Raw genomic sequence first — 18,387 nt, 5'->3', positions numbered from 1 at the left:
GTCCGGCCCCGTTCCCAAGCCGACCGACGCCCCTGCACCAGACGATTCACGTTTGCGAAAGCCAACACCCGGTCAGCTCGGCTTCACCGATCGACGACTGCAGTCGCCGCATCGAGTTTCGTGGTCGGGCCGGCGGTACGCTTGGCGTGACGATCCACCTCGTGGCCGCTGGGCTGCATGGATCTGTCGTCGCTCTTTCTCCAACCACGGCTGGACCCTGAGCGGGAGTTCATCGAGTGCAGGCGGCAACGGATGACGGATTCCACCGAGGGCGCCAAAGGCGTCCCCTTCGTACCGCCGACCTCCGACCGGGATGACGCCGCTGACCTTCGTGCTGGGCTCGAGAATTTGGCGGGCTTGGTAGCCGGCACTCTCGGACTACCCGAGTTGCTCGGAGAGGTGGCGACCTTCGCAGTGCGGGCTATCCCGGGCGCCGATGGCGCAGGCGTGACCCTGCTGCAGTTGGACCGAATCGACAACATCGTCGCGGCGCTGGCAGCCAGCGCACCATTCGTCAAAGAAATCGACCACATCCAGTACGTCACCCTGCAGGAGGGGCCTTGCATCACTGCGGCCCGAGAGCGTCGGACGGTGCGTTCTGGCTCCCTGGGCGGGGAAAGCATGTGGCCGCGGTTCGGTCCCCGTGTCGGCAGGATGGGGGTGCACAGCGCACTGTCACTCCCATTGATGCTTTCTGACCAGGTGGTAGGCGCAATCAACGTGTACGCGCATGGCAAGGACGTCTTCGACGGGCACGCCGCCGAGCTTGGTGAACTGTTCGCCAGGCCCGCGGCGGTAGCGGTGCACAACGCGCACGTTCTTTCCCAGGCGATGACGCTGGCCTCCCAACTTCAGACGGCGTTGTCCACGCGCCCGGTGATCGACCAGGCAATCGGACTGCTTCGTGGACGCAGTGGCCGCAGCGCCGAGGAGGCGTTCGCTCAGCTACGGGCCATGAGCCAAGCCGAGCATCGCAAGCTGTCGGACGTGGCGCAGCGGATCGTCGACGAAGCCGTCCGCCGAGCCCGCGCCCGCCACAACCCGACCTGAACCCCATCCGCTCGGCTGGGGTTGTGAGCGAGCCGTGCATTCCGCGTACCGTCGGAAGCGGAGACATCAGTTTCGGATACGGGTCCTGACCCATGTCCTCGGTCTCCACCGTGCAAGGCGACTCGCCCTGCCCGGCCTCGGAAGGCTCGATCGGCGCTCGGGAGCGCTCAGCGGAGCGCTTACCTCATGACCGTGCCCGCGGCGATGGCCGTCGCTCTGACCGTCCTGAGCGACGCGCTAGATGACCCAGAAGTCGATATCGCAGAAAGCCTCGACCTGTTGACCATCCACGCGGCAGCAGCTGTATCGAGCTATCGTGGATTGACTGTTGTTGTGCCGCATAGTGACCCGGCTTTCACCATTACCACCTTGACCGACGACACCAGTAGCAGCCCTATTGGCACCTCTCTGCACATGGCCCTGCCGGGACTCGCGGAACCGCGGGCCACGTCGACGGTGGCGATCATTCTGTACGCAGGGTCACCGGGGGCGTTCGTCGACCTCGCAGCGGACCTGGCGTGGCTTACCACGCGCCCCCTGGGCGACTTCGTGCTCGACCAGCACATCACATCCTTCTCGGGGCCACGCTCGGGAGAAGAGCTGCACCAGGCATCAGCGATCAATCAGGCCATCGGTGTTCTCATGGGCCGCGGCTACACCCCGCAACAAGCCGACGGGGAACTCGACGCCCGCGCCGCCTACATCCAATCCGACCGATATGCGGCCGCCCTACGAACTCTCGCCGAGATCCCACCGAGCGACGACGACGGCTACATCGAAGTGCACTGACACCGGATATCGCTCGATTCGCGTCGCTGCAGCCTCATCTGACGAGGTGTAGCGTTCGGGCTGTTGAGCCTTCAACGAGTTCGGCAGAGGGCAGCCGTCCGCCGCCACCCTCACAGAGCAAACGCTCACGGCCGAACGCTTCGGTGACCGCAACACCGGGAACCGCCATGAACGTTTCCTCGACCCTCAACTCAGGCGTCGAACAGCACGTCGCGTTTGTCTCCTCATCGAAACCGGTCGTCGTCTGCGTGGACGATTCGTCCGCCGCGCGAGGAGCAACGGCGTGGGCCGTCGCCGAGGCCCAAGACCGTGGCGTACCCCTACGCCTGATCTCGGTGATCGACGGCGAACACCACAGGTGCCGAGCTGAGGTCGCCATGCGACGCGCCCGTGGCGCGGTCGACAGCCAGGCCGTGACCGTCGAGGTGAACGAGGTGATTCGGTCCGGCCCGAAGTTACAAGTGCTGCTGCAGGAAAGTTCGACGGCGTCCATGCTCTGCTTGGGCAGTTCCCACCGCATCGGCACCGCACTCGGCGGCACCGCCACCAGACTGGCTCAGGAGGCACAGTGCAGCGTCGCCATCATTCGTGCCGGCGGCAACGGTGTGCCCTCGTTCGGGGGAATCATCAGCGTCGTTCTCGATGACGAGCCGGGCAACGACGCCATCGTGCACCAAGCAATGAGAGAAGGGCGGCTCCGCCGCGCTACCGTCCGCCAGGTCGACCGCCGGCTCAGCAGCTGGGTTCGCCGATTTCCCGACGTCCACGTCGAAGTCGTCGCCGCCGGGACCGGCCGGGACGAGAATCAGTCGGGTCATCGGGATCGAGCCCAGTTGGCCGTCGTCGGCCACGCCGAGGCTGCCTGCCTCGCCGGCTCGGCGACCCCAAACTGCCATCCCATTCTCGGATATCCGGATATTTCGATGCTATTCGTTTGCGACGATGGCGCCGATATCTGAACAGTGTCCGAAGTCGTGATAGAAGACGGCACCACGGGAATCTCCCCGTCTTCCAGCGCGTGGACCCACCCATGACCTTGCACCTCAGTAGTCATCGGGGACCGCCACCCGAGAGCACGAGCATCCAACCGGCAGCAACGTCGAGCGGCGCGCGCACCCTGTCCTTGCTCGAGAATCGTGCAGTCTGTCCCGAAGAACGCGAGGGCACGGTGCTGACTGGACCGAGGGTGCCGACGTCCCCGTCCTTCTCGATCCAACGTGCTGAGCAGCTCGCGGAAATGCAAGCGTGCCTAGGGGCGTCAGGGCTGGGCGTTCTCCAGGCTGCGCCGGACCTCGAGCCGGCGCAGCTTCCCCGACGACGTGCGGGGTAGCGATCCGGGTCGGACGAACGTCACGTGCGCGGGCACCACGCCGCACTCGGAGGCCACCCGCGAGGTGAGGGCGACGCGCGCGCCGTCCTCGTCGGGCCCGCGGAATTCCGCCACCACGGCGAGCCCGGGGCGGATGGAGCGTTCACCGATCCCGACGGCGACCACGGCACCCTCCCGGACGCCGGGGACGGTCGCGGCGACGCGCTCGACCTCGGCGGGGAAGACGTTGCGTCCGGCGATGGTGATGATCTCCTTCGCGCGTCCGCACACCACCAGCCCACCGTCGACGAGATATCCGAGATCGCCGGTGGCGAACCACGAGTCGGGATCGCGCGCAGTATCGCCGACGTAGCCGGACATCATCGAGGTGCCGCGAATCCACACCTCGCCGATCTCTCGCTCGCGGTCGCCCGAGGTGACGGCGTCGGTGGGTTCGATGCGCACACTGGTGCCGGCGATGGCCTCGCCGAGCACCGCCTGCCGACGCGTGGTGATGCCGTCCTCGGTGTGCACCACGGCCTCGTCGACCAGCAGACCGGTTCCGGGTCGGGGCACGGTGACCGCGCACGTCGACTCGGCCAGACCGTAGGACGGTGCCAGAGCGCCCGCGGAGAAGCCGAAGCGCGCCATCTCGCTGGCGAATCGTTCGGTCAGCTCGCAGTCCACGGGTTCGCCGCCGTTGAGCGCGAAAACCAGCGCGCCGAGGTCGACGTCGGTGACGCGACGGGAGTACTTGCCGATCAGCCCGTAGGCCATGTTCGGCGCCGCGGTGATGGTGGCGCGACTCTCGGTCAGCCAGTTCAGCCAGCGGAACGGCGACGCCTGGAACGCCGCGGTCGGCGCCTGCCAGACGTCGGTGCCGCCGACGGCCCCCGACAGCAGGAAGCTCAGACCCATGTCGTGATACAGCGGCAACCAGGAGCATCCGACGGTGGACGTACCGACGCCGATGCGGGAGTTCAACCCCGTGAGGTTGGCGAGCACCGCCGCCGGCGAGAGCCGCACGGTGCGCGGGCTCCCGGTCGATCCGGCGGTGCCCTGCAGGATGGCGACGGCCGCGTCGACCGGCGGGGCGGTGAACGTCGTGGCGCGCTGCGCGGAGGCGACGCCGGTCAACGCGGCCACCGGCGGCCGTGCGTCGACGACCGACAGCTTCTCCAGGTATGCCCCGTTGCTGAACACGCGCTGGATGCCGATGCCGTCGAAGCGCGCCAGCGTGGCGTGCGCCCACTGCTGCGCGTCGGCGCCCCGGATCGGGCCCGGCAGGATCGACAGCGCGGAGCCCGCGAGGAACGTGCCCACGATGGCGGCGACGAACTCGACGGTCGGCTCTCCGACCAGTCCCACGCCGGTGACACCGTCGTCGAGCAGTCGCTCCGCGACGTTCTGGGCGCGGGCGAGCACCTCCGGCCACGGATGGTGCTGCCACGCACCGTCGGTCAGGACGACGAGGTGGTTGGCACTACCACCGAGGGCGTCGGTGAGCGCCGCCGCGAGAGGGTTCACCGTCGTTAGGGTAGCCTAAGATCAATGTCCTTCTCGATGGCCACCGTGATCGACACGGCGATGATCGGTCCGCGGATCCGTCGCATCACGCTCCACGTCGACGAGCCCGACCTCCTCGACGTCCGGGTCGCCGGGGACTCCGCCGTCGGCGTCTACTTCCCCACCACCGGGCCGGACGGATCGCTCGTCGTCGACCCCTCGGGCGAGGGGCGCAACTACTCGGTACGTCGCCACCGGGACGATCACGTCGACCTCGACGTCGTCCTGCACGCCCGAGGCCCCGGGACGTCGTGGGCCGCCGCCGCGCGCTCCGGCGACCGGGTGGGCCTCGACCACGCCCGGTCGTGGCACCGGCCGACGCCCGGCAGCGCGTGGCAACTCCTGGTGACGGACCTGTCCGGACTGCCCGCCACGGCCCGGATCGTCGAGGAGTTGCCGACCGATGCGACGGCCGTTGCCGTCGTCGAGGTGGCCGACGCCGCCGATCTCGACTACCTGCCCCGGCACCCCGGCGTCACCGTCGTGCCCAGCGTCGGCACCGGCAACGGGCACGCCCCGAGCCGGCTGGCCGAACTCGTCACCGGGCTGGCGCTCCCCGACGGACGCGGCTACTGCTGGTTCGCCGGCGAGGCCGCGGAGTCGCGCGCGGTGCGCAAGCACTTCCGCGGGCTCGGCTGGACGGTCGACCAGCTCGACGTCACCGGCTACTGGCGCTTCGACAGCGAGAGTTGGGACGCCCGGTTCGCCGCCGTGGAGGACGAGGTGGTCGCCGTGTACACCCGCGCGCTCGCCGACGGCAAGGGCGACAAGGTGGCCTCCGAGGAGTTCGACGAGGCTCTCGAGCGAGCCGGCCTCTAGGCCGTGGCGATCCGCGCCCCCGCCCCACCGCACGCCACCCCCCGCCACCCGACCGGGCGGGGGCGGATCACCGGCCTGCTCGTCGGCGCAGTCCTGCTGGCGCTGGCATGCGTGGCCAGCCTCGCGCTCGGCACCGAGACGGTGCCGCTCACCACCGTCTGGCAGGCGGTCACGGACTACCGCGACGTGGGCGACCAGTGGATCGTGCACGACCTGCGCATCCCGCGGACCGTGCTCGCACTGCTCGTCGGAGTCGCGCTGGGACTGTCGGGCACCCTCATCCAGGCGGTGGGACGCAACCCGCTCGCCGACTCCGAGATCCTCGGGATCAACTCCGGCGCAGCGCTGTTCGTGGTGTGCGCGATCGCATTCCTGGGACTCACCGGGATCTGGACCTACATCTGGTTTGCCTTCGCAGGCGCACTGTTCGCGATGGTGCTCGTCTACCTCGTCGGCATGACCGGCCGGGCCATGGTGACGCCGGTCCGGGTGCTGCTGGCTGGCGTCGCCGTCGGCGCGGTGATGGACGGCATCGGCTTCGCGGTGCGACTGCGCAACCCGCGGGCGTTCGACGACATGCGGTTCTGGGACGCGGGTGCGCTCGACGAGCGGTCCCTCGAGGTGGCCGGGGCGATCGCGCCGTTCATCCTGATGGGCGCGATCCTGTGCCTCGTGGTGGGCCGCTCCCTCAACGTGACGGCCCTGGGCGACGACCTGGCGAAGAGCATGGGCGGGAACGTCGCCCGCACGCAGGCGATCAGCCTGGTCGCGGTCACCCTGCTGGCGGGCGCGGCGACCGCCGGCGCGGGCCCGATCGGCTTCGTCGGGTTGATGGTGCCGCACGCGGTGCGCCGCTTCACCGGTCCGGACTGGCGCTGGATCCTGGCCTACGCCACCGTCTTCGCCCCCGCCCTGCTGCTGGCCGCCGACATCGCCGGACGGCTGGTGATCCGGCCGTCCGAGCTGCCCGCGGGCATCGTCACGGCGTTCATCGGCGCACCCGTCCTCATCTGGCTGATCCGCAAGCGCGGGGCGGACCGGTCATGAGCGCGCCCACTCCCGTCGACTTCAGCAGGCGGCAGTGCGTGGTCCGGGTCGGTGGGCTGTCGGCCCGGGCGTCGTGGCGCGCCATCCTCGTCGTCGCGGGGCTGCTCGTCGTCGCCGTCGTGGTCGCCGTACTCGCCATCGGCGGTGGCACCTACACCGTCGCACCCGGCGACGTCCTCGGGGTGCTCCTCGGCACCAACACCTCGTTCGATCGGGTGGTCGTCATGGAGTGGCGCATGCCGCGGATGCTGATGGCGCTGCTCATCGGCGCCGCCCTCGGCGTATCCGGGGCGATCTTCCAGGCCCTCACGCGAAATGCTTTGGGCAGCCCCGACATCATCGGCATCAACTCGGGTGCCTACACCGGTGCGCTCGTCGTGATCGCGGGCGTGGGAGGCGGGTACTACGCGGTGGCGGCGGGCGCACTCGCCGGTGGTCTGATCGCCTCGGTCGTCGTCTACGCGCTGTCCTACCGCAACGGCATCGCCGGCTTCCGTCTCATCGTCGTCGGCATCGCCGTCGGCGCCGTCCTCAACTCGGTCAATCAGTGGGTGGTCATCAAGCTCGACGTCCACACCGCGGTCACCGCGGCCATCTGGCAGCAGGGCACGCTCAACGGTCTGAGTTGGGCGCAGGTCCTCCCGATGACGGTGTGCCTGGGGGTGGCGACGGTGCTGCTGCTCGCGCTGGGCCCGCTGCTGCCGGTGCTGCAGCTGGGTGACGACGCCGCCGGGGCGCTGGGCGTGCACCCCGACCGGGCGCGGCTGGGGTACCTGGTGATCGGCGTCGGGTTGGTCGCGCTGGCCTGCGCCGCGGCCGGCCCGATCACCTTCGTCGCGCTGGCCGCACCCCAGATCGCACGGCGGCTGACGGCGAGCCCCGGCGTCGGCCTCGTCCCGTCGGCCGCGATGGGCGCGGTGCTGCTGCTCGTGAGTGACCTGCTGGCGCAGCGACTCTTCGGGGGCAGTGAACTGCCGGTCGGCGCGGTCACCGTGTCGCTGGGCGGGATGTACCTCGTCTACCTGCTCATCTCGCAATCGAGGAAACGATGACCGACTCCCGGCTGCGCGCCGACCACCTCGCCATCGGCTACGACGATCAGGCGGTCATCGCGGATCTCTCCGTCGACGTCCCCGACGGCAGGATCACCGCCATCGTCGGACCCAACGCATGCGGCAAGTCGACGCTGCTGCGCGGCCTGGCCCGATTGCTCAAACCATCTGCGGGACAGGTGATCCTGGACGGCCGCGACATCGGTACGCTGCACACCAAGGAGGTCGCCCGCCGCCTCGGCCTACTCCCCCAGACCTCGATCGCACCCGAGGGCATCAGCGTCGCCGACCTGGTGTCCCGTGGGCGGTTCCCGCACCAGAAGGTGCTGCGACAGTGGTCGAGGGACGATTCCGACGCCGTCGCCGAGGCGATGCGCTTCGTCGGGGTGACCGACCTCGCGGGCCGCCTCGTCGACGAATTGTCGGGCGGTCAGCGACAACGCGTCTGGGTCGCCGTCGTCCTCGCGCAGCAGACCCCGCTCGTCCTGCTCGACGAACCGACGACCTACCTCGACATCGCCCACCAGGTCGAGCTGCTCGACCTGTTCGCGATGCTCAACCGCGAGCGGGACCGTACGGTGGTGGCCGTACTGCACGACCTGAACCACGCCTGCCGCTACGCCGACCACGTGATCGTGATGAAGTCGGGTGACGTTGTCGCCCAGGGTGATCCGACGACGGTGGTCACCGAAGACCTGGTCGAATCCGTCTACGGCCTGAGGTGCCAGATCATCGACGATCCCCAGACCGGTACCCCGCTGATCGTGCCGCGCGCCTCACCGCATCTGACCGCGCGGAGGTAGGTCAGGAGTTCGAGAGGTCGGCCACCGGCCGGCCGTTCAGTGCGTTGCCGAGCTGCGGCACGAGCACGTCGAGTGCGTACCGGAGCGAGTCCGGGCCGCCGTAGGTCAGCGCGTCGCTGAGCGTGGAGTCGAACGACGTGTACAGCGTGCGATCGTCGCGCACGACGCCGAGGCGGGAGAAGGCGGGAGACCCGCACATCTGGTCCTTGGTGGCGCCGTTGACGAACAACACGTCGCGGTCGAGCAGGCCGAGCTTCTCCTCGCTGACGTCGCCCACCACGTCCTGGGTGGCGAACCCCAGTGACGTGAAGAGCGCACGGCGCGGGTCCTTCTCACCGAGCAGGTAGTGGCCGCCGCTCTCCGGCCCGAAGTCGACGACGAGGGTCTTGCCCGCGAAGTCGGGGTTGTTCCGCTTGGCCTCGTCGATGCGACCCTGGACCTCGCCGACGATGTCCTTGGCCTCCGACTCCTTGCCGAGAGCGGTGCCCGTCGTCAGCAGTTGCACGTCCCACGGCGTCTCCTCGTCCGCGTAGTCGGCCGACTGGATCACCGTCGGGGCGATCTGGGACAACCTGTCGTAGGTCTCCTGGTCGATCGTCTCGTAGATCGCGAAGATGACGTCGGGCTGCTGCGCGGCGATCGCCTCGAAGTCGATCTCGTCCGACCCCCAGGTCGGCAGCCCCTTGCCGTCGGTCGCCGCCGTCACCCAGGGCAGGTCGTCGTAGTTCTCCGAGAACTCCCGGGTGCTCACGGGCACGACGCCGAAGGGCAGGACGAAGTCCTGATCGGTCCATCCCACCGTGACGACGCGCTTCGGATCGACCGGCACCTTCGTCTCGCCGAACTTGTGGGCGATCGTGACGGTCTGCGCCTGCGACGACCCGGCGTCCGGCTGCGACGACGAACCACACGCCACCAGCGCGCCCGCCGTGATCACCACGGCCGCACACGACGTGACGATGCGGCGCCACCCCTTCGATGTCGACGTCACGCGCACGTTCCCCTCCCCATCGTCCGGCCGGACCCGACCAAGCTCAGCCCAGGTTAACTTAGCCTCACTTAACCCACGCCGGGTCCTCACGTCATCCCGTGAAAGGCCCTCTCGGACGGATCCTCGTGCGCTAGCGTCGGCGCGAGAGGTCGGCGACCGGGGGGTCCCGACCCGGTACCAGGGGGTTTGCACCATGATCAAGGTCGTCTTCGGCGTGGCCGCACTCGCGGCGTTCCTGGCATTCGGCCCGGAGACCCGCGCCGACTCCACGCTCACCGTCGAGCACGTCGACGTGGAGATCGCCGACCCGACGGACTGAACACCCGCCGCCGCCCGGCGTACCGTCGACCCGGTGAGCAGCGGCCTGAGGATCGTCGTGATCGGCAGCGGTGTCAGTGGACTCGCGACTGCCGTCACCCTCCTCGAGGCGGGACACTCGGTTCGCGTGGTGGCCGCGGAGCCCAGCGCGTCGACCACGTCCGCGCTCGCCGCAGCGGTGTGGTTCCCCACCCACGTGGGCCCCGCCGACAGGGTCCGGCGGTGGGGCTCGGACACGTTCGACGTGCTCGCCGACCAGGCCGCCCGGCGCGTCCCCGGCGTGGTGATGCGGGAGTCGTTGACGCTCTACCGGCGCCCGCCCGGCGAACCCGACTGGGTGGCCGCCGTCGGTGACGTACGCCCCGCCCGCGCCGACGAGCTACCGCCGGGCTACACGCACGGCCTGCGCTTCGCGGTTCCCCTCGCCGAGATGCCCGTGTACCTCCCCTGGTTGGAGGCGCGGGTGCGCGACCTCGGCGGTGTGTTCACCAGGCGACGGTTGCGTGCGGTCGACGACGTCGCCGACGAGTGCGACGTCGTCGTGAACTGCTCGGGTCTCGGCGCCCGCGACCTGGCGCCCGATCCCGCGATGCACCCGGTGCGCGGCCAGGTGGTGCGCGTCGCCAATCCCGGTCTCTCGCTGTCGGTCCGGGACGAGGACCACCCCGGCGGTCGCGCCTACGTACATCCTCGGACCGAGGACTGCATCCTCGGCGGCACCCTCGACGAGGACGAGTGGGACACGGACGTCGACGAGGCCGTTGGCGCGGCGATCCTCGAACGCTGCTGCGACATCGTGCCCGAACTGCGCGGCGCGACGGTGCTCGGCCAGGTGGTCGGCCTCCGGCCCGGACGCGCCGCCGTCCGCCTCGAGGAGGACGCCCGACTGCCGTCCGGGGCACGGCTGATCCACGACTACGGCCACGGTGGATCCGGCATCACGCTCAGCTGGGGCTGCGCCCGCGAGGTGGCGGAACTCGTCGGCGCCTGACACGACCGGTTTACGGTGAGGCCATGATCGCCGATCCCGCGCTGCAGGAGATGCTCGACGAGTTCCACCTGCGGCGGCTCGTCCACCGGTACTGCCGGCTCGTCGATCGCGGCGACTTCGTGGGGCTGGCGGACCTCTACCACCACGACGCCACGGACGCCCACGGCGGCTTCTCCACCGGATCCGCCGCCGAGTTCGTCGACCACCTCGCCGCCGCGCTGCCGTTCATCCGGCAGATGCACCACAACGTCACGACCACGAACTTCGCCGTCGCCGGCGACCGTGCCGAGGGCGAGGTGTACACGATCGCCGTGCACACGTTCGCGGCCCGCGATCGCGACGTCGACGTCGTGGTCGGCGGCCGCTACCTGGACCGCTACGAGAAGCGCTCCGGCACATGGGGTTTCGTGGAGCGATCCATCGTCACCGACTGGGCGCGCGTCACCGACCCGTCCACCATGGACCACGGCCACCCGATCACCCGGGACACCGCCCGCGGAACGCCCGACGACGGCGACCCCGCGCACCGGTTCTTCACGCTGTTCGCCTGACCGGGCGGTCTACTCCTCGGCCACCTCGGGCTCGGCGACCTCGACCAGCAGCGACATCCCGTGGTGCGCGGGCATCTCGACGGCGAAGCTGTTCAGGTCGTCGACGGTGGCGACCGGGTGACCGGTGAACATGTCGGTGACCTGCGCCCCCGCTGGGATCGCCTCCGAGCGCACCGTTCCCGCGATGTCCTCGTTGGCGAAGTTCAGCACCGTCAGCTGGTAGCGACCCTCGTCGGCGAGTTGGTGCACGAGCACCAGCATGCCGCGGTGCGACACCTCGGGGATGTCGAGCTGGCGGCTCGTCGCGATCCCGAAGTGCGATCGGACCTTGAGGATCGCCTGCAGCTGCCGCGCGAAGCTGGTGTCGTCGGCGAGCTGCTCGGGCAGTGAGCCGTACAGGCTTCGGCCGCGCGGCATTCCGGCCGCCGAGCGGGTGGCGTCCGGGTTGGTGCCCATCAGGTCGTGTGCGGCACGGTGGATCCAGCGAGTGTCGCCGCCGCTGAGCAGTTGTGACACGTCGGCGGGATCGAGCGTGAGCATGCCGCACAGGTCCCACCCCGACAGCGCGAACACACCGGGCTGCAAGGCGTTGAACATCACCAGCAGCAGGTGCGCGCGACGGATCCGGTCGAGATCGTCTTCGGTGATGGAGTCGAGGTCGCTGAACCCCAGCGTCGCGGCGATCACCGTCGCGGTCGTGCACGCGATGCCGTTGGTGGTGAACACCAGGTTGTACGGGGCGTTCTCACCGGTCAGCTTCTCGGTGAGGTCGCTGCGGACGGTCTCGCCGAGCACCTCCCCGGTGATCTCCTGGCCGTGATAGGTGTACACGTCGTCGCGGTGCCCGTTGGACCAGTGCACCAGTTCGTAGGTCAACTCGTCGTGGTTCTGCATGGCGTGCACCAGCGAGGCCGGATCCACACCGCACTCCAGCGTCGTGCGCAGCGTCAGGCGGAGGAACTCGGTGTCGGCGGTGGCCAGCGCGTGCTGGTAGGCGGGCCGGTTGATGAAGTCGTAGGACAGGTCCGCCCCGGCCTCGCCGATCTCGCGAATGTCGTCGATCGTCAGGTTGAGTTCCTGAAAGGTGAACCCGCCGACCTTGCGCACCATGCTGGCGATCAGGTGGTTCGCGGCCTCCGAGAGCGGGTGCCCCTCCGACCAGCCGACGCTGTCCTCCGCCGCGGTCTTCTCGGCACCCAGGAAACCGTTGGCGTCCAGGCGAAGTCCGCCGGTGCCGAGGTCGGCCAGCGAGTGCAGGGCGTCGCCGATCACCAGGCGCATGCCCGCGAAGGAGGGGTCGAGCCAGTTGATCGAGGGCTGGCCGTCCTTGAAGTAGTGCAGGTACACCCAGCGGCGCTCGACGCCGTCGACGCCGACCACGGCGCGGGTCACGCTCCAGTTGGTCTCCTTGATGCCCTCGGCGTAGAAGATCACGCGCTGCAGGCGGCCGATGATGTAGCCGGCCTTGTCCAGCCACTCCTCGGTGGCGGGGTCAATGTTGACCGAGTCGCTGCCCGGTGGCACGTCGGGCAGGTGATCCCAGTCGAGCGGGTCGATCTCCACCATGTGGTAGATGCCCGGGTAGTCGGCGTACTTCATCTCCGCCAGGCGGAAGTCGGCGCCCTTGCCGGTGTGGCCGGGCACGATGTCGTCGATGATCGTGCCGCCGTACCAGTTGGCCGTCCCGCACATCTGGCGGAACTCCTCCTCGGTGCCGAACGCGGGGTCGATCTGGGTGCTGATCCGGTCGAAGTGCCCGTCGACGCTCGGGGTCATGTCCCAGCCGGAGATGCCGCCGGCCCGCTTGACCGGGCCGGTGTGCACGCCGTCGATCCCGATGTCCGAGAACGCCTTCCACATCGCCTCGTCGGCCATCGCCTTGAGGAACGAGTCGTTGGACGGCGTGATCAGCGACAGCGGGTAGGCGGTGAACCACACCGACGCCGTCTCCACCGCGCCGCGGGGACTTGGCGTCGCGTACGGGTTCTGCCACATCGAGCCCTGCCCGGAGAACTGGGAACTGATCTCGTTGGCGTCGGCAAGCATCGACTGCGACAGCAGCCAGGACACGTAGGCCGCGTTCTCCGCGGTCGCCGGGCCGTTCTGCTCGAGGGACCGGCGACTGAACGGCGCCTTGACGCGCGGCCGGTACCGCAACGACCTCGGGCGGGCCGGGTGCAGGTGTTCGTCGTAGGTGATGTCCGTCGGCTCGTTCGACTGATCACCCGAGACGGAATCCTCCGCCGCCTGAGACATGAATCTCCTTCATCGTTCGATGCGCGAGTGGTGCTTCGGACGCGTGCCAGACCACGGTATTGCCAGATCAGTCCGAGAGTAACCACCGGAACCGGGTGCCCGCGTCCCGAGCGGCCCGCCCTGCGCGGTGGCCCCCTTGTACCGGCGGCGACGCTCCGTAAGCTGACCGTGTGGAACAACGCTCCTCACTCGACCTGGCCCGGGTCCTCGGCGACCTCGCCGTTCAGATGCAGGCGGACGGTGCCGACACGGCGACGCTGCTGCGGACCGTCGTCACCGCCAGCGTGGACATCCTCAACGGGATCAGCTGGGCCGGCGTCGCGTTGATCCGCGGGGCGAACGTGACCTCGGCGGCGCCCACCGACGACGTCGCGAGGTCGCTCGACGAACTGCAGAGCCGCCTCGGCGAGGGGCCCGCGATCAGCGCGGTCGGGGACGACGCGTCGCTGATCATCCCCGACCTCGGCCAGGAACTGCGGTGGCCCGGCTTCGTCGAGGAGGCCGTCCGGCTCGGCGTGCAGTGCCTGATGTCGTTCCGGTTGTTCGTCGAGGCCGGCGACGTGGGGGTCCTGACGCTCTACGGGCCCCACCCCAACTACTTCACCGACGACGACCTGGCCGTCGGCGAGATCCTGGCCCGGCACGCCGCCGTCGCGATGGCCGGTGCCGCCGCGCAGGAGCAACTCCAGCGGGCCGTCGCCAGCCGTGACCTCATCGGTCAGGCCAAGGGCATCCTCATGCACCGCGACCGGCTCACCGGGCTGCAGGCCTTCGGTGCACTCGTCCGGGCGTCACAGGAAACCAACATCAAGCTCACCGAGGTGGCGAACGTGCTCGTCACCGACTTCGAGGCCTCCCTCACCACGTAAGCACGACCGCATGACCGACATCCGGATCACTCTGTTCGGACCCGTGACCGTGCGCGTCGGCGGACGCGGCGTCGACCTCCGCGGCCCGCAGTCCCGCGCCGTCCTGTCGCGGCTGGCGCTCGCCGGCGGCCAGGTCGTGTCGACCGACCGGCTCATCGACGACATCTGGGCCGGTGAACCGCCGCCCAAGGCGCTCGGCGGTCTCCAGGCCCACGTCTCGCACCTGCGCCGCGCGCTGGAGCCCGGCCGAGCCCGCCGCACCCCGGCCGAGGTGCTGATCAGCTCCCCACCCGGATACGCGCTGCGGCTGCCCACCGACGCGGTCGACGCGTGGCGGTTCGAGTCCCTGCTGCGCGAGGCCGACGACGTCTCGGACCCGGTGGCGCGCACCGAGGTGCTGCGGCGGGCCCTCGACTGCTTCACCGGTCCCGCCCTGCCCGAGTTCGCCGACGATGCCTGGGCGCGAACCGAATCCGACCGTCTGGACGCGCTGCGGTCCACCGCCCTCGAGCAGTGGGCGGACGTCGCGCTTCGTCTGGGCACGCACGCCGCCCTCATCCCCGAACTGGAACGCCACCTCGCGGCCGACCCGCTGCGCGAGGAGGCGGTGCGCCTGCTCGCGATCGCGCTGTACCGGGTGGGCAGGCAGGGCGACGCGTTGGCCCGGCTGCGCGAGATCCGCCGCCGCCTCGCCGACGAGCTGGGCATCGAACCCGGTCCGGCGTTGCGCGCGGTGGAGTCCGACATCCTGGCGCACTCCGAGGACCTGCTGCACCGCGACCCGCCTCCCACGGTGCGGCACGCGACGCCGGCCGCGCCACGAACGCCGCTGTCGGATCCGGACATCCGCCACCACGCCACGCTGATCGGCCGCGCCGACGAACTCCGGCTCGTCGACCGGGTGGCGGAGTCGGTCGCCGCGCACGGCCTTCGGACGGTGTGGATCGGCGCCGAGGCCGGCGGGGGCAAGACGACGCTGGCCGACGTGGTGGCGCACCGGCTGGCCGGTCGGAACTGGACGGTCGCGCGCGGCCGGTGTCCTGAGGTGGACGGCGCTCCCCCGGCCTGGGCGTGGACCGAGGTGCTGCGGTCGCTCGGCGCCGACGCCCCGGCGCGCGCAACGGCGTTCGACCTCGCGGCGGAGGTGCGGGACCGGATGCGTGCGGCCACCGCCGACGGGCCACTGGTGGTGGTGCTCGACGACCTGCACCGCGGCGACGGCGCGACGTTGCAAGTGCTGCGCAGCCTCGCCCACGACCTCGCCGACCGGCCCGTCCTCCTCGTCGCGGCGTACCGCAGCACCGAGGCCGGTCCCGACCTCGCCGCGACGTGGGCCGCGCTGGCGTCCGTCACCGCGGGACGCCTCGACCTGGGCGGGTTGAACCGCGACGGCGTGGTTCGACTGATCGCCGAACACGCCCCGGGCGCCGGATTCGACCGCGACCCGGGTGTCGTCGACCGGCTCGTCGAGCGGACGGACGGCAACCCGCTGTTCGTCACCGAGTTCGCCCGGCTGATCGCCTCGGAGGGGCGCGCGGCCGCAGCTGCCGAGGTACCGGCCGGGGTGCGGGACGTGTTGCGCCGCAGACTGTCCCGACTTCCCGCACCGGCCCGCACCGTGCTCCAGCAGGCCGCCGTGCTGGGACGTGAACTCGACGTCGACCTGCTGCTGCGCATGGTCCGGCGCGACGAGGACGAGGTGCTCGACGGCCTGGAGGCGGCGGTCCTGGCCGGTCTGCTGAACGAGCCGGGGCCGGGCCGCGTGCGGTTCACCCACGCCCTCGTCCGCGACACCCTGTACGACGACACGCCGGTGCTGCGGCGGGCGCGGTGGCATGCGGCCGCGCTCGGCGAGCTGCGGGCGGCCCCGTCGCCCGACGTCGCCGCCCTGGCCCACCACGCCCTGTCCGCGGCGACTCCCGCGACCGCGGCGGAGGCCGCCGGGCTGGCGTCGGCCGCGGCGCGTCGGGCGCTCGAGTCGAACGCACCCGCGGAGGCCATGTACCTGGCCGGGTCCGCCGTGCGGATGGCCGACCTCGCCACCGAGGGGGTGCCGGCCGCCGACCTGGTGGGGATGCTGGTCCAGCTGACGCGGGCGGCGGCCCAGTCGGGCGCGGCGGCCCACGCGCGGCCGGCGCGCGCCAGAGCCGTCGACGTGGCCCGCGCATCGGGGGACGACGAGCTGCTGCTGGCGGCACTGACCGCCTACCGGGCGCCGATCTCGTGGACCGTGTCCGGGATCGGACGCGACGGCACCGGCGTCGAGCAGGCGCTGCGGGCCGCGCTCGTCGAGCATCCCGACGTCGATGCCGTCACCCGGGTGTGGCTGCTGGTCGCGCTGATCTTCGAGACCGAGAACGACGCCGCCGCCTACGGGATGTCGGAGGTGCTGGCCTGGTCGGAGGAGGCGGTCGCCACGGCCCGCCGATCCGGCGATCCCACTGCCGTCTGCGCAGCGCTCAACGCCCGGGTCTACCTGTCCCTCGGGCCGGATCTGGTCGACGAGCGGGAACCGCTGAGCGCCGAGCTGCTGTCGGTCGCCCGGGAGCACGGCCTGGTGGGCTACGAGGCGCTCGCCCACTGGCTGCTGTTCCTGTGCGCATCGGCCCGCACCGACCTGACGGAGGCGATCCGCCAGGCCGACCTCGCCGTCGAGCGGTCCACCAGCGGCCAGTTGGCGGCGCTGGTCCAGGTGGTCGAGCTCTATCGCGCGGTGCTGTGCGTCCTCGCCGGCCGGCTCGACGAGGCCGCCGCGGAGTACCGCCGTGTGGCCCGACGGATGGCCGAGACCGGGATGGCGAGCGCCGCGGAGGCGGCGCTGGTGTTCGAGTTGGTGCTGGCCTTCGCCCGCGGCGACACGTCGCCCCTGGCCGACGTCATGGTCGGCCTCCACGAGGTGCATCCCGACGCGATGAACGAGGCCCTGGTCCTGTGCCTGCTCGACGCGGGCCGCGTCGAGGAGGCCCGGACGCGGTGGGCGACGCGAACGCCCGTGCGCCGCAACTACTACTGGCTCGCGCGCACGGCGCTGCACGCGCGCGCCGCCGCGCGCCTCCGCGATCTCGACGAGTGTGCGACCACCTATGCGGAGCTGCTGCCGTGGGCGGGACGGGTCGCCGGGATCGACTCCGGCTCGGTGGCGTTCGGCGTCGTCGACGATGCGCTGGCGTCCCTCGCCGACGTACTCGGCCGCGGCGACGCCGCCGCCCGGCACCGGCGTGACGCCGACGCCGTGCGGGCGGCCGTGCACGGGCACCTGGAGGCGGCCGGGTTCACCCCCAGATCGCCCGCTCCATCCGGCGGTACCTCGGCGTGACGAGGAACAGCAGGACGTCGATGACGGGCCCCGCGCCGTCCTTGAGGCGGGCGAGTTCGGCGGGTGTGACCGCGGCGGCGATGCGGGGCAACTCGAAGGTCATCCGGGCGGCCTTGCGGATCCGGTCCTCGACGTCCCGCCAATCGTCGACCGACAGGTAGCGCTCGATCACCGGGAACGTGTCGCGTTCCTCCTCCGCGATGTGCTCGACCAGCATGGTGCGCACCTCGACCAGGCGGGCAGCCACGAGCGCGGCGGTGCGCTGTGACGGGTCGGCGCCGAACCGGCCGACGGCGGCCGCGAGACCGTCGAGCTTCGGGTCCAGCGCGGCGTGGTCCTCGGTCAGGGCGGTGAGGTCGATCGCCGCCCCGGCCCGCTGCTCGATCACCGGCCACAGGATGTCGTCCTCCGCGCGGTGGTGGTGGTGGATCGACTCGGCCATCAGCGACAGGTACCGCACCAGGGCGCGGGTACGGCGACGGGTCACGGGCACTCCGCCGTCGGCCATCGCCATGGCGATCCCGGTGGTGCGGTCCAGGTCGCGCAGCATCACCCGGTGCGCGATCCGCATCCCGAGCACGTCCGGAACGGCGGCGGGGGTCGTGGGGCTGGTGGTCACGGTCGAACTCCTCGATCGGTGTGGTGGCTGTCGATCGGCAG

Annotated in this window: 16 protein-coding genes; 12 read left to right on the top strand and 4 right to left on the bottom strand. The window is 70.6% G+C overall.

The window, feature by feature from the left end:
* The first annotated feature begins 177 nt into the window (after positions 1-177).
* The 3 genes from AC1MEY_RS04270 (at position 178) to AC1MEY_RS04260 (ending at position 2,798) form a co-directional block, all read left to right on the top strand.
* Positions 178-1,050 (top strand): GAF and ANTAR domain-containing protein, encoded by an 873-nt coding sequence (locus tag AC1MEY_RS04270; RefSeq protein ID WP_480229485.1) that lies wholly within the window; start codon positions 178-180, stop codon positions 1,048-1,050.
* Between the two features lie 186 nt (positions 1,051-1,236).
* Positions 1,237-1,839, top strand: a complete 603-nt coding sequence (locus AC1MEY_RS04265; protein ID WP_480229484.1) for a hypothetical protein — start codon at positions 1,237-1,239, stop codon at positions 1,837-1,839.
* A 167-nt stretch (positions 1,840-2,006) separates the two neighbouring features.
* Positions 2,007-2,798, top strand: a complete 792-nt coding sequence (locus AC1MEY_RS04260) for a universal stress protein (protein ID WP_480229483.1) — start codon at positions 2,007-2,009, stop codon at positions 2,796-2,798.
* Between the two features lie 299 nt (positions 2,799-3,097).
* On the opposite strand, the gene mbtM is transcribed toward AC1MEY_RS04260, so the two are convergent.
* Positions 3,098-4,675, bottom strand: coding sequence for a long-chain-fatty acid--ACP ligase MbtM (gene mbtM, locus AC1MEY_RS04255; protein ID WP_480229482.1), 1,578 nt, complete (start codon positions 4,673-4,675; stop codon positions 3,098-3,100).
* Positions 4,676-4,699: 24 nt separating this feature from the next.
* Here mbtM and AC1MEY_RS04250 point away from each other — a divergent pair, with 24 nt between their 5' ends.
* The 4 genes from AC1MEY_RS04250 to AC1MEY_RS04235 are packed head-to-tail and all read left to right on the top strand — an operon-like array spanning position 4,700 to position 8,435.
* Positions 4,700-5,533 carry a siderophore-interacting protein gene (locus AC1MEY_RS04250; protein WP_480229481.1) on the top strand — a complete coding sequence of 278 codons (834 nt, stop codon included), beginning with the start codon at positions 4,700-4,702 and terminating at the stop codon, positions 5,531-5,533.
* Positions 5,534-5,536: 3 nt separating this feature from the next.
* Complete coding sequence (locus AC1MEY_RS04245; protein WP_480229480.1) at positions 5,537-6,580, top strand: FecCD family ABC transporter permease; 1,044 nt, start codon at positions 5,537-5,539, stop codon at positions 6,578-6,580.
* Entirely contained in the window at positions 6,577-7,632 is a 1,056-nt protein-coding gene (locus tag AC1MEY_RS04240) for a FecCD family ABC transporter permease (RefSeq protein ID WP_480229479.1), read from the top strand. Before AC1MEY_RS04245 ends, AC1MEY_RS04240 begins: the two co-directional genes overlap by 4 nt.
* Positions 7,629-8,435, top strand: a complete 807-nt coding sequence (locus AC1MEY_RS04235) for an ABC transporter ATP-binding protein (RefSeq protein ID WP_480229478.1) — start codon at positions 7,629-7,631, stop codon at positions 8,433-8,435. Before AC1MEY_RS04240 ends, AC1MEY_RS04235 begins: the two co-directional genes overlap by 4 nt.
* 1 nt (position 8,436) lies before the next feature.
* On the opposite strand, the gene AC1MEY_RS04230 is transcribed toward AC1MEY_RS04235, so the two are convergent.
* Entirely contained in the window at positions 8,437-9,354 is a 918-nt protein-coding gene (locus AC1MEY_RS04230) for an ABC transporter substrate-binding protein (protein ID WP_480231292.1), read from the bottom strand.
* 265 nt (positions 9,355-9,619) lie between these two features.
* Here AC1MEY_RS04230 and AC1MEY_RS04225 point away from each other — a divergent pair, with 265 nt between their 5' ends.
* From AC1MEY_RS04225 to AC1MEY_RS04215, 3 genes are read left to right on the top strand one after another with little or no spacing between them, the layout of a single operon-like run.
* Entirely contained in the window at positions 9,620-9,745 is a 126-nt protein-coding gene (locus tag AC1MEY_RS04225) for a hypothetical protein (RefSeq protein ID WP_480229477.1), read from the top strand.
* Positions 9,746-9,778: 33 nt separating this feature from the next.
* On the top strand, positions 9,779-10,735 hold the full coding sequence (locus AC1MEY_RS04220) for an FAD-dependent oxidoreductase (RefSeq protein ID WP_480229476.1): 957 nt from the start codon (positions 9,779-9,781) through the stop codon (positions 10,733-10,735).
* A gap of 23 nt (positions 10,736-10,758) precedes the next feature.
* Positions 10,759-11,286 (top strand): nuclear transport factor 2 family protein, encoded by a 528-nt coding sequence (locus tag AC1MEY_RS04215; RefSeq protein ID WP_480229475.1) that lies wholly within the window; start codon positions 10,759-10,761, stop codon positions 11,284-11,286.
* A gap of 9 nt (positions 11,287-11,295) precedes the next feature.
* Here AC1MEY_RS04215 and treS read toward each other — a convergent pair whose 3' ends face one another.
* A complete protein-coding gene (gene treS, locus AC1MEY_RS04210) occupies positions 11,296-13,542 on the bottom strand; it encodes a maltose alpha-D-glucosyltransferase (protein ID WP_480229474.1) in 2,247 nt (748 codons plus the stop codon).
* Positions 13,543-13,712: 170 nt separating this feature from the next.
* On the opposite strand from treS, the gene AC1MEY_RS04205 reads away from it, so the two are divergent.
* Positions 13,713-14,411, top strand: coding sequence for a GAF and ANTAR domain-containing protein (locus tag AC1MEY_RS04205; RefSeq protein ID WP_480229473.1), 699 nt, complete (start codon positions 13,713-13,715; stop codon positions 14,409-14,411).
* A gap of 10 nt (positions 14,412-14,421) precedes the next feature.
* Positions 14,422-17,727: an ATP-binding protein gene (locus AC1MEY_RS04200; RefSeq protein WP_480229472.1), complete on the top strand. Its 3,306-nt coding sequence runs from the start codon at positions 14,422-14,424 to the stop codon at positions 17,725-17,727.
* Here AC1MEY_RS04200 and AC1MEY_RS04195 read toward each other — a convergent pair.
* Positions 17,684-18,346: a hemerythrin domain-containing protein gene (locus tag AC1MEY_RS04195; RefSeq protein ID WP_480229471.1), complete on the bottom strand. Its 663-nt coding sequence runs from the start codon at positions 18,344-18,346 to the stop codon at positions 17,684-17,686. The genes AC1MEY_RS04200 and AC1MEY_RS04195 overlap by 44 nt on opposite strands.
* Positions 18,347-18,387 lie beyond the last annotated feature (41 nt).

The organism is Mycobacterium sp. PTI7 (assembly GCF_056679845.1).
The sequence above is the reverse complement of the archived record's forward strand: the minus strand, read 5'-3'. Positions and strand labels throughout refer to the sequence as shown.

Bases quoted from the DNA above. Each gene is read 5' to 3' on its own strand.
- AC1MEY_RS04270 (WP_480229485.1), top strand. From the start codon at position 178: ATGGATCTGTCGTCGCTCTTTCTCCAACCACGGCTGGACCCTGAGCGG.
- AC1MEY_RS04265 (WP_480229484.1), top strand. From the start codon at position 1,237: ATGACCGTGCCCGCGGCGATGGCCGTCGCTCTGACCGTCCTGAGCGAC.
- AC1MEY_RS04260 (WP_480229483.1), top strand. From the start codon at position 2,007: ATGAACGTTTCCTCGACCCTCAACTCAGGCGTCGAACAGCACGTCGCG.
- AC1MEY_RS04250 (WP_480229481.1), top strand. From the start codon at position 4,700: ATGTCCTTCTCGATGGCCACCGTGATCGACACGGCGATGATCGGTCCG.
- AC1MEY_RS04240 (WP_480229479.1), top strand. From the start codon at position 6,577: ATGAGCGCGCCCACTCCCGTCGACTTCAGCAGGCGGCAGTGCGTGGTC.
- AC1MEY_RS04235 (WP_480229478.1), top strand. From the start codon at position 7,629: ATGACCGACTCCCGGCTGCGCGCCGACCACCTCGCCATCGGCTACGAC.
- AC1MEY_RS04225 (WP_480229477.1), top strand. From the start codon at position 9,620: ATGATCAAGGTCGTCTTCGGCGTGGCCGCACTCGCGGCGTTCCTGGCA.
- AC1MEY_RS04215 (WP_480229475.1), top strand. From the start codon at position 10,759: ATGATCGCCGATCCCGCGCTGCAGGAGATGCTCGACGAGTTCCACCTG.
- treS (WP_480229474.1), bottom strand. From the start codon at position 13,542: ATGTCTCAGGCGGCGGAGGATTCCGTCTCGGGTGATCAGTCGAACGAG.
- AC1MEY_RS04200 (WP_480229472.1), top strand. From the start codon at position 14,422: ATGACCGACATCCGGATCACTCTGTTCGGACCCGTGACCGTGCGCGTC.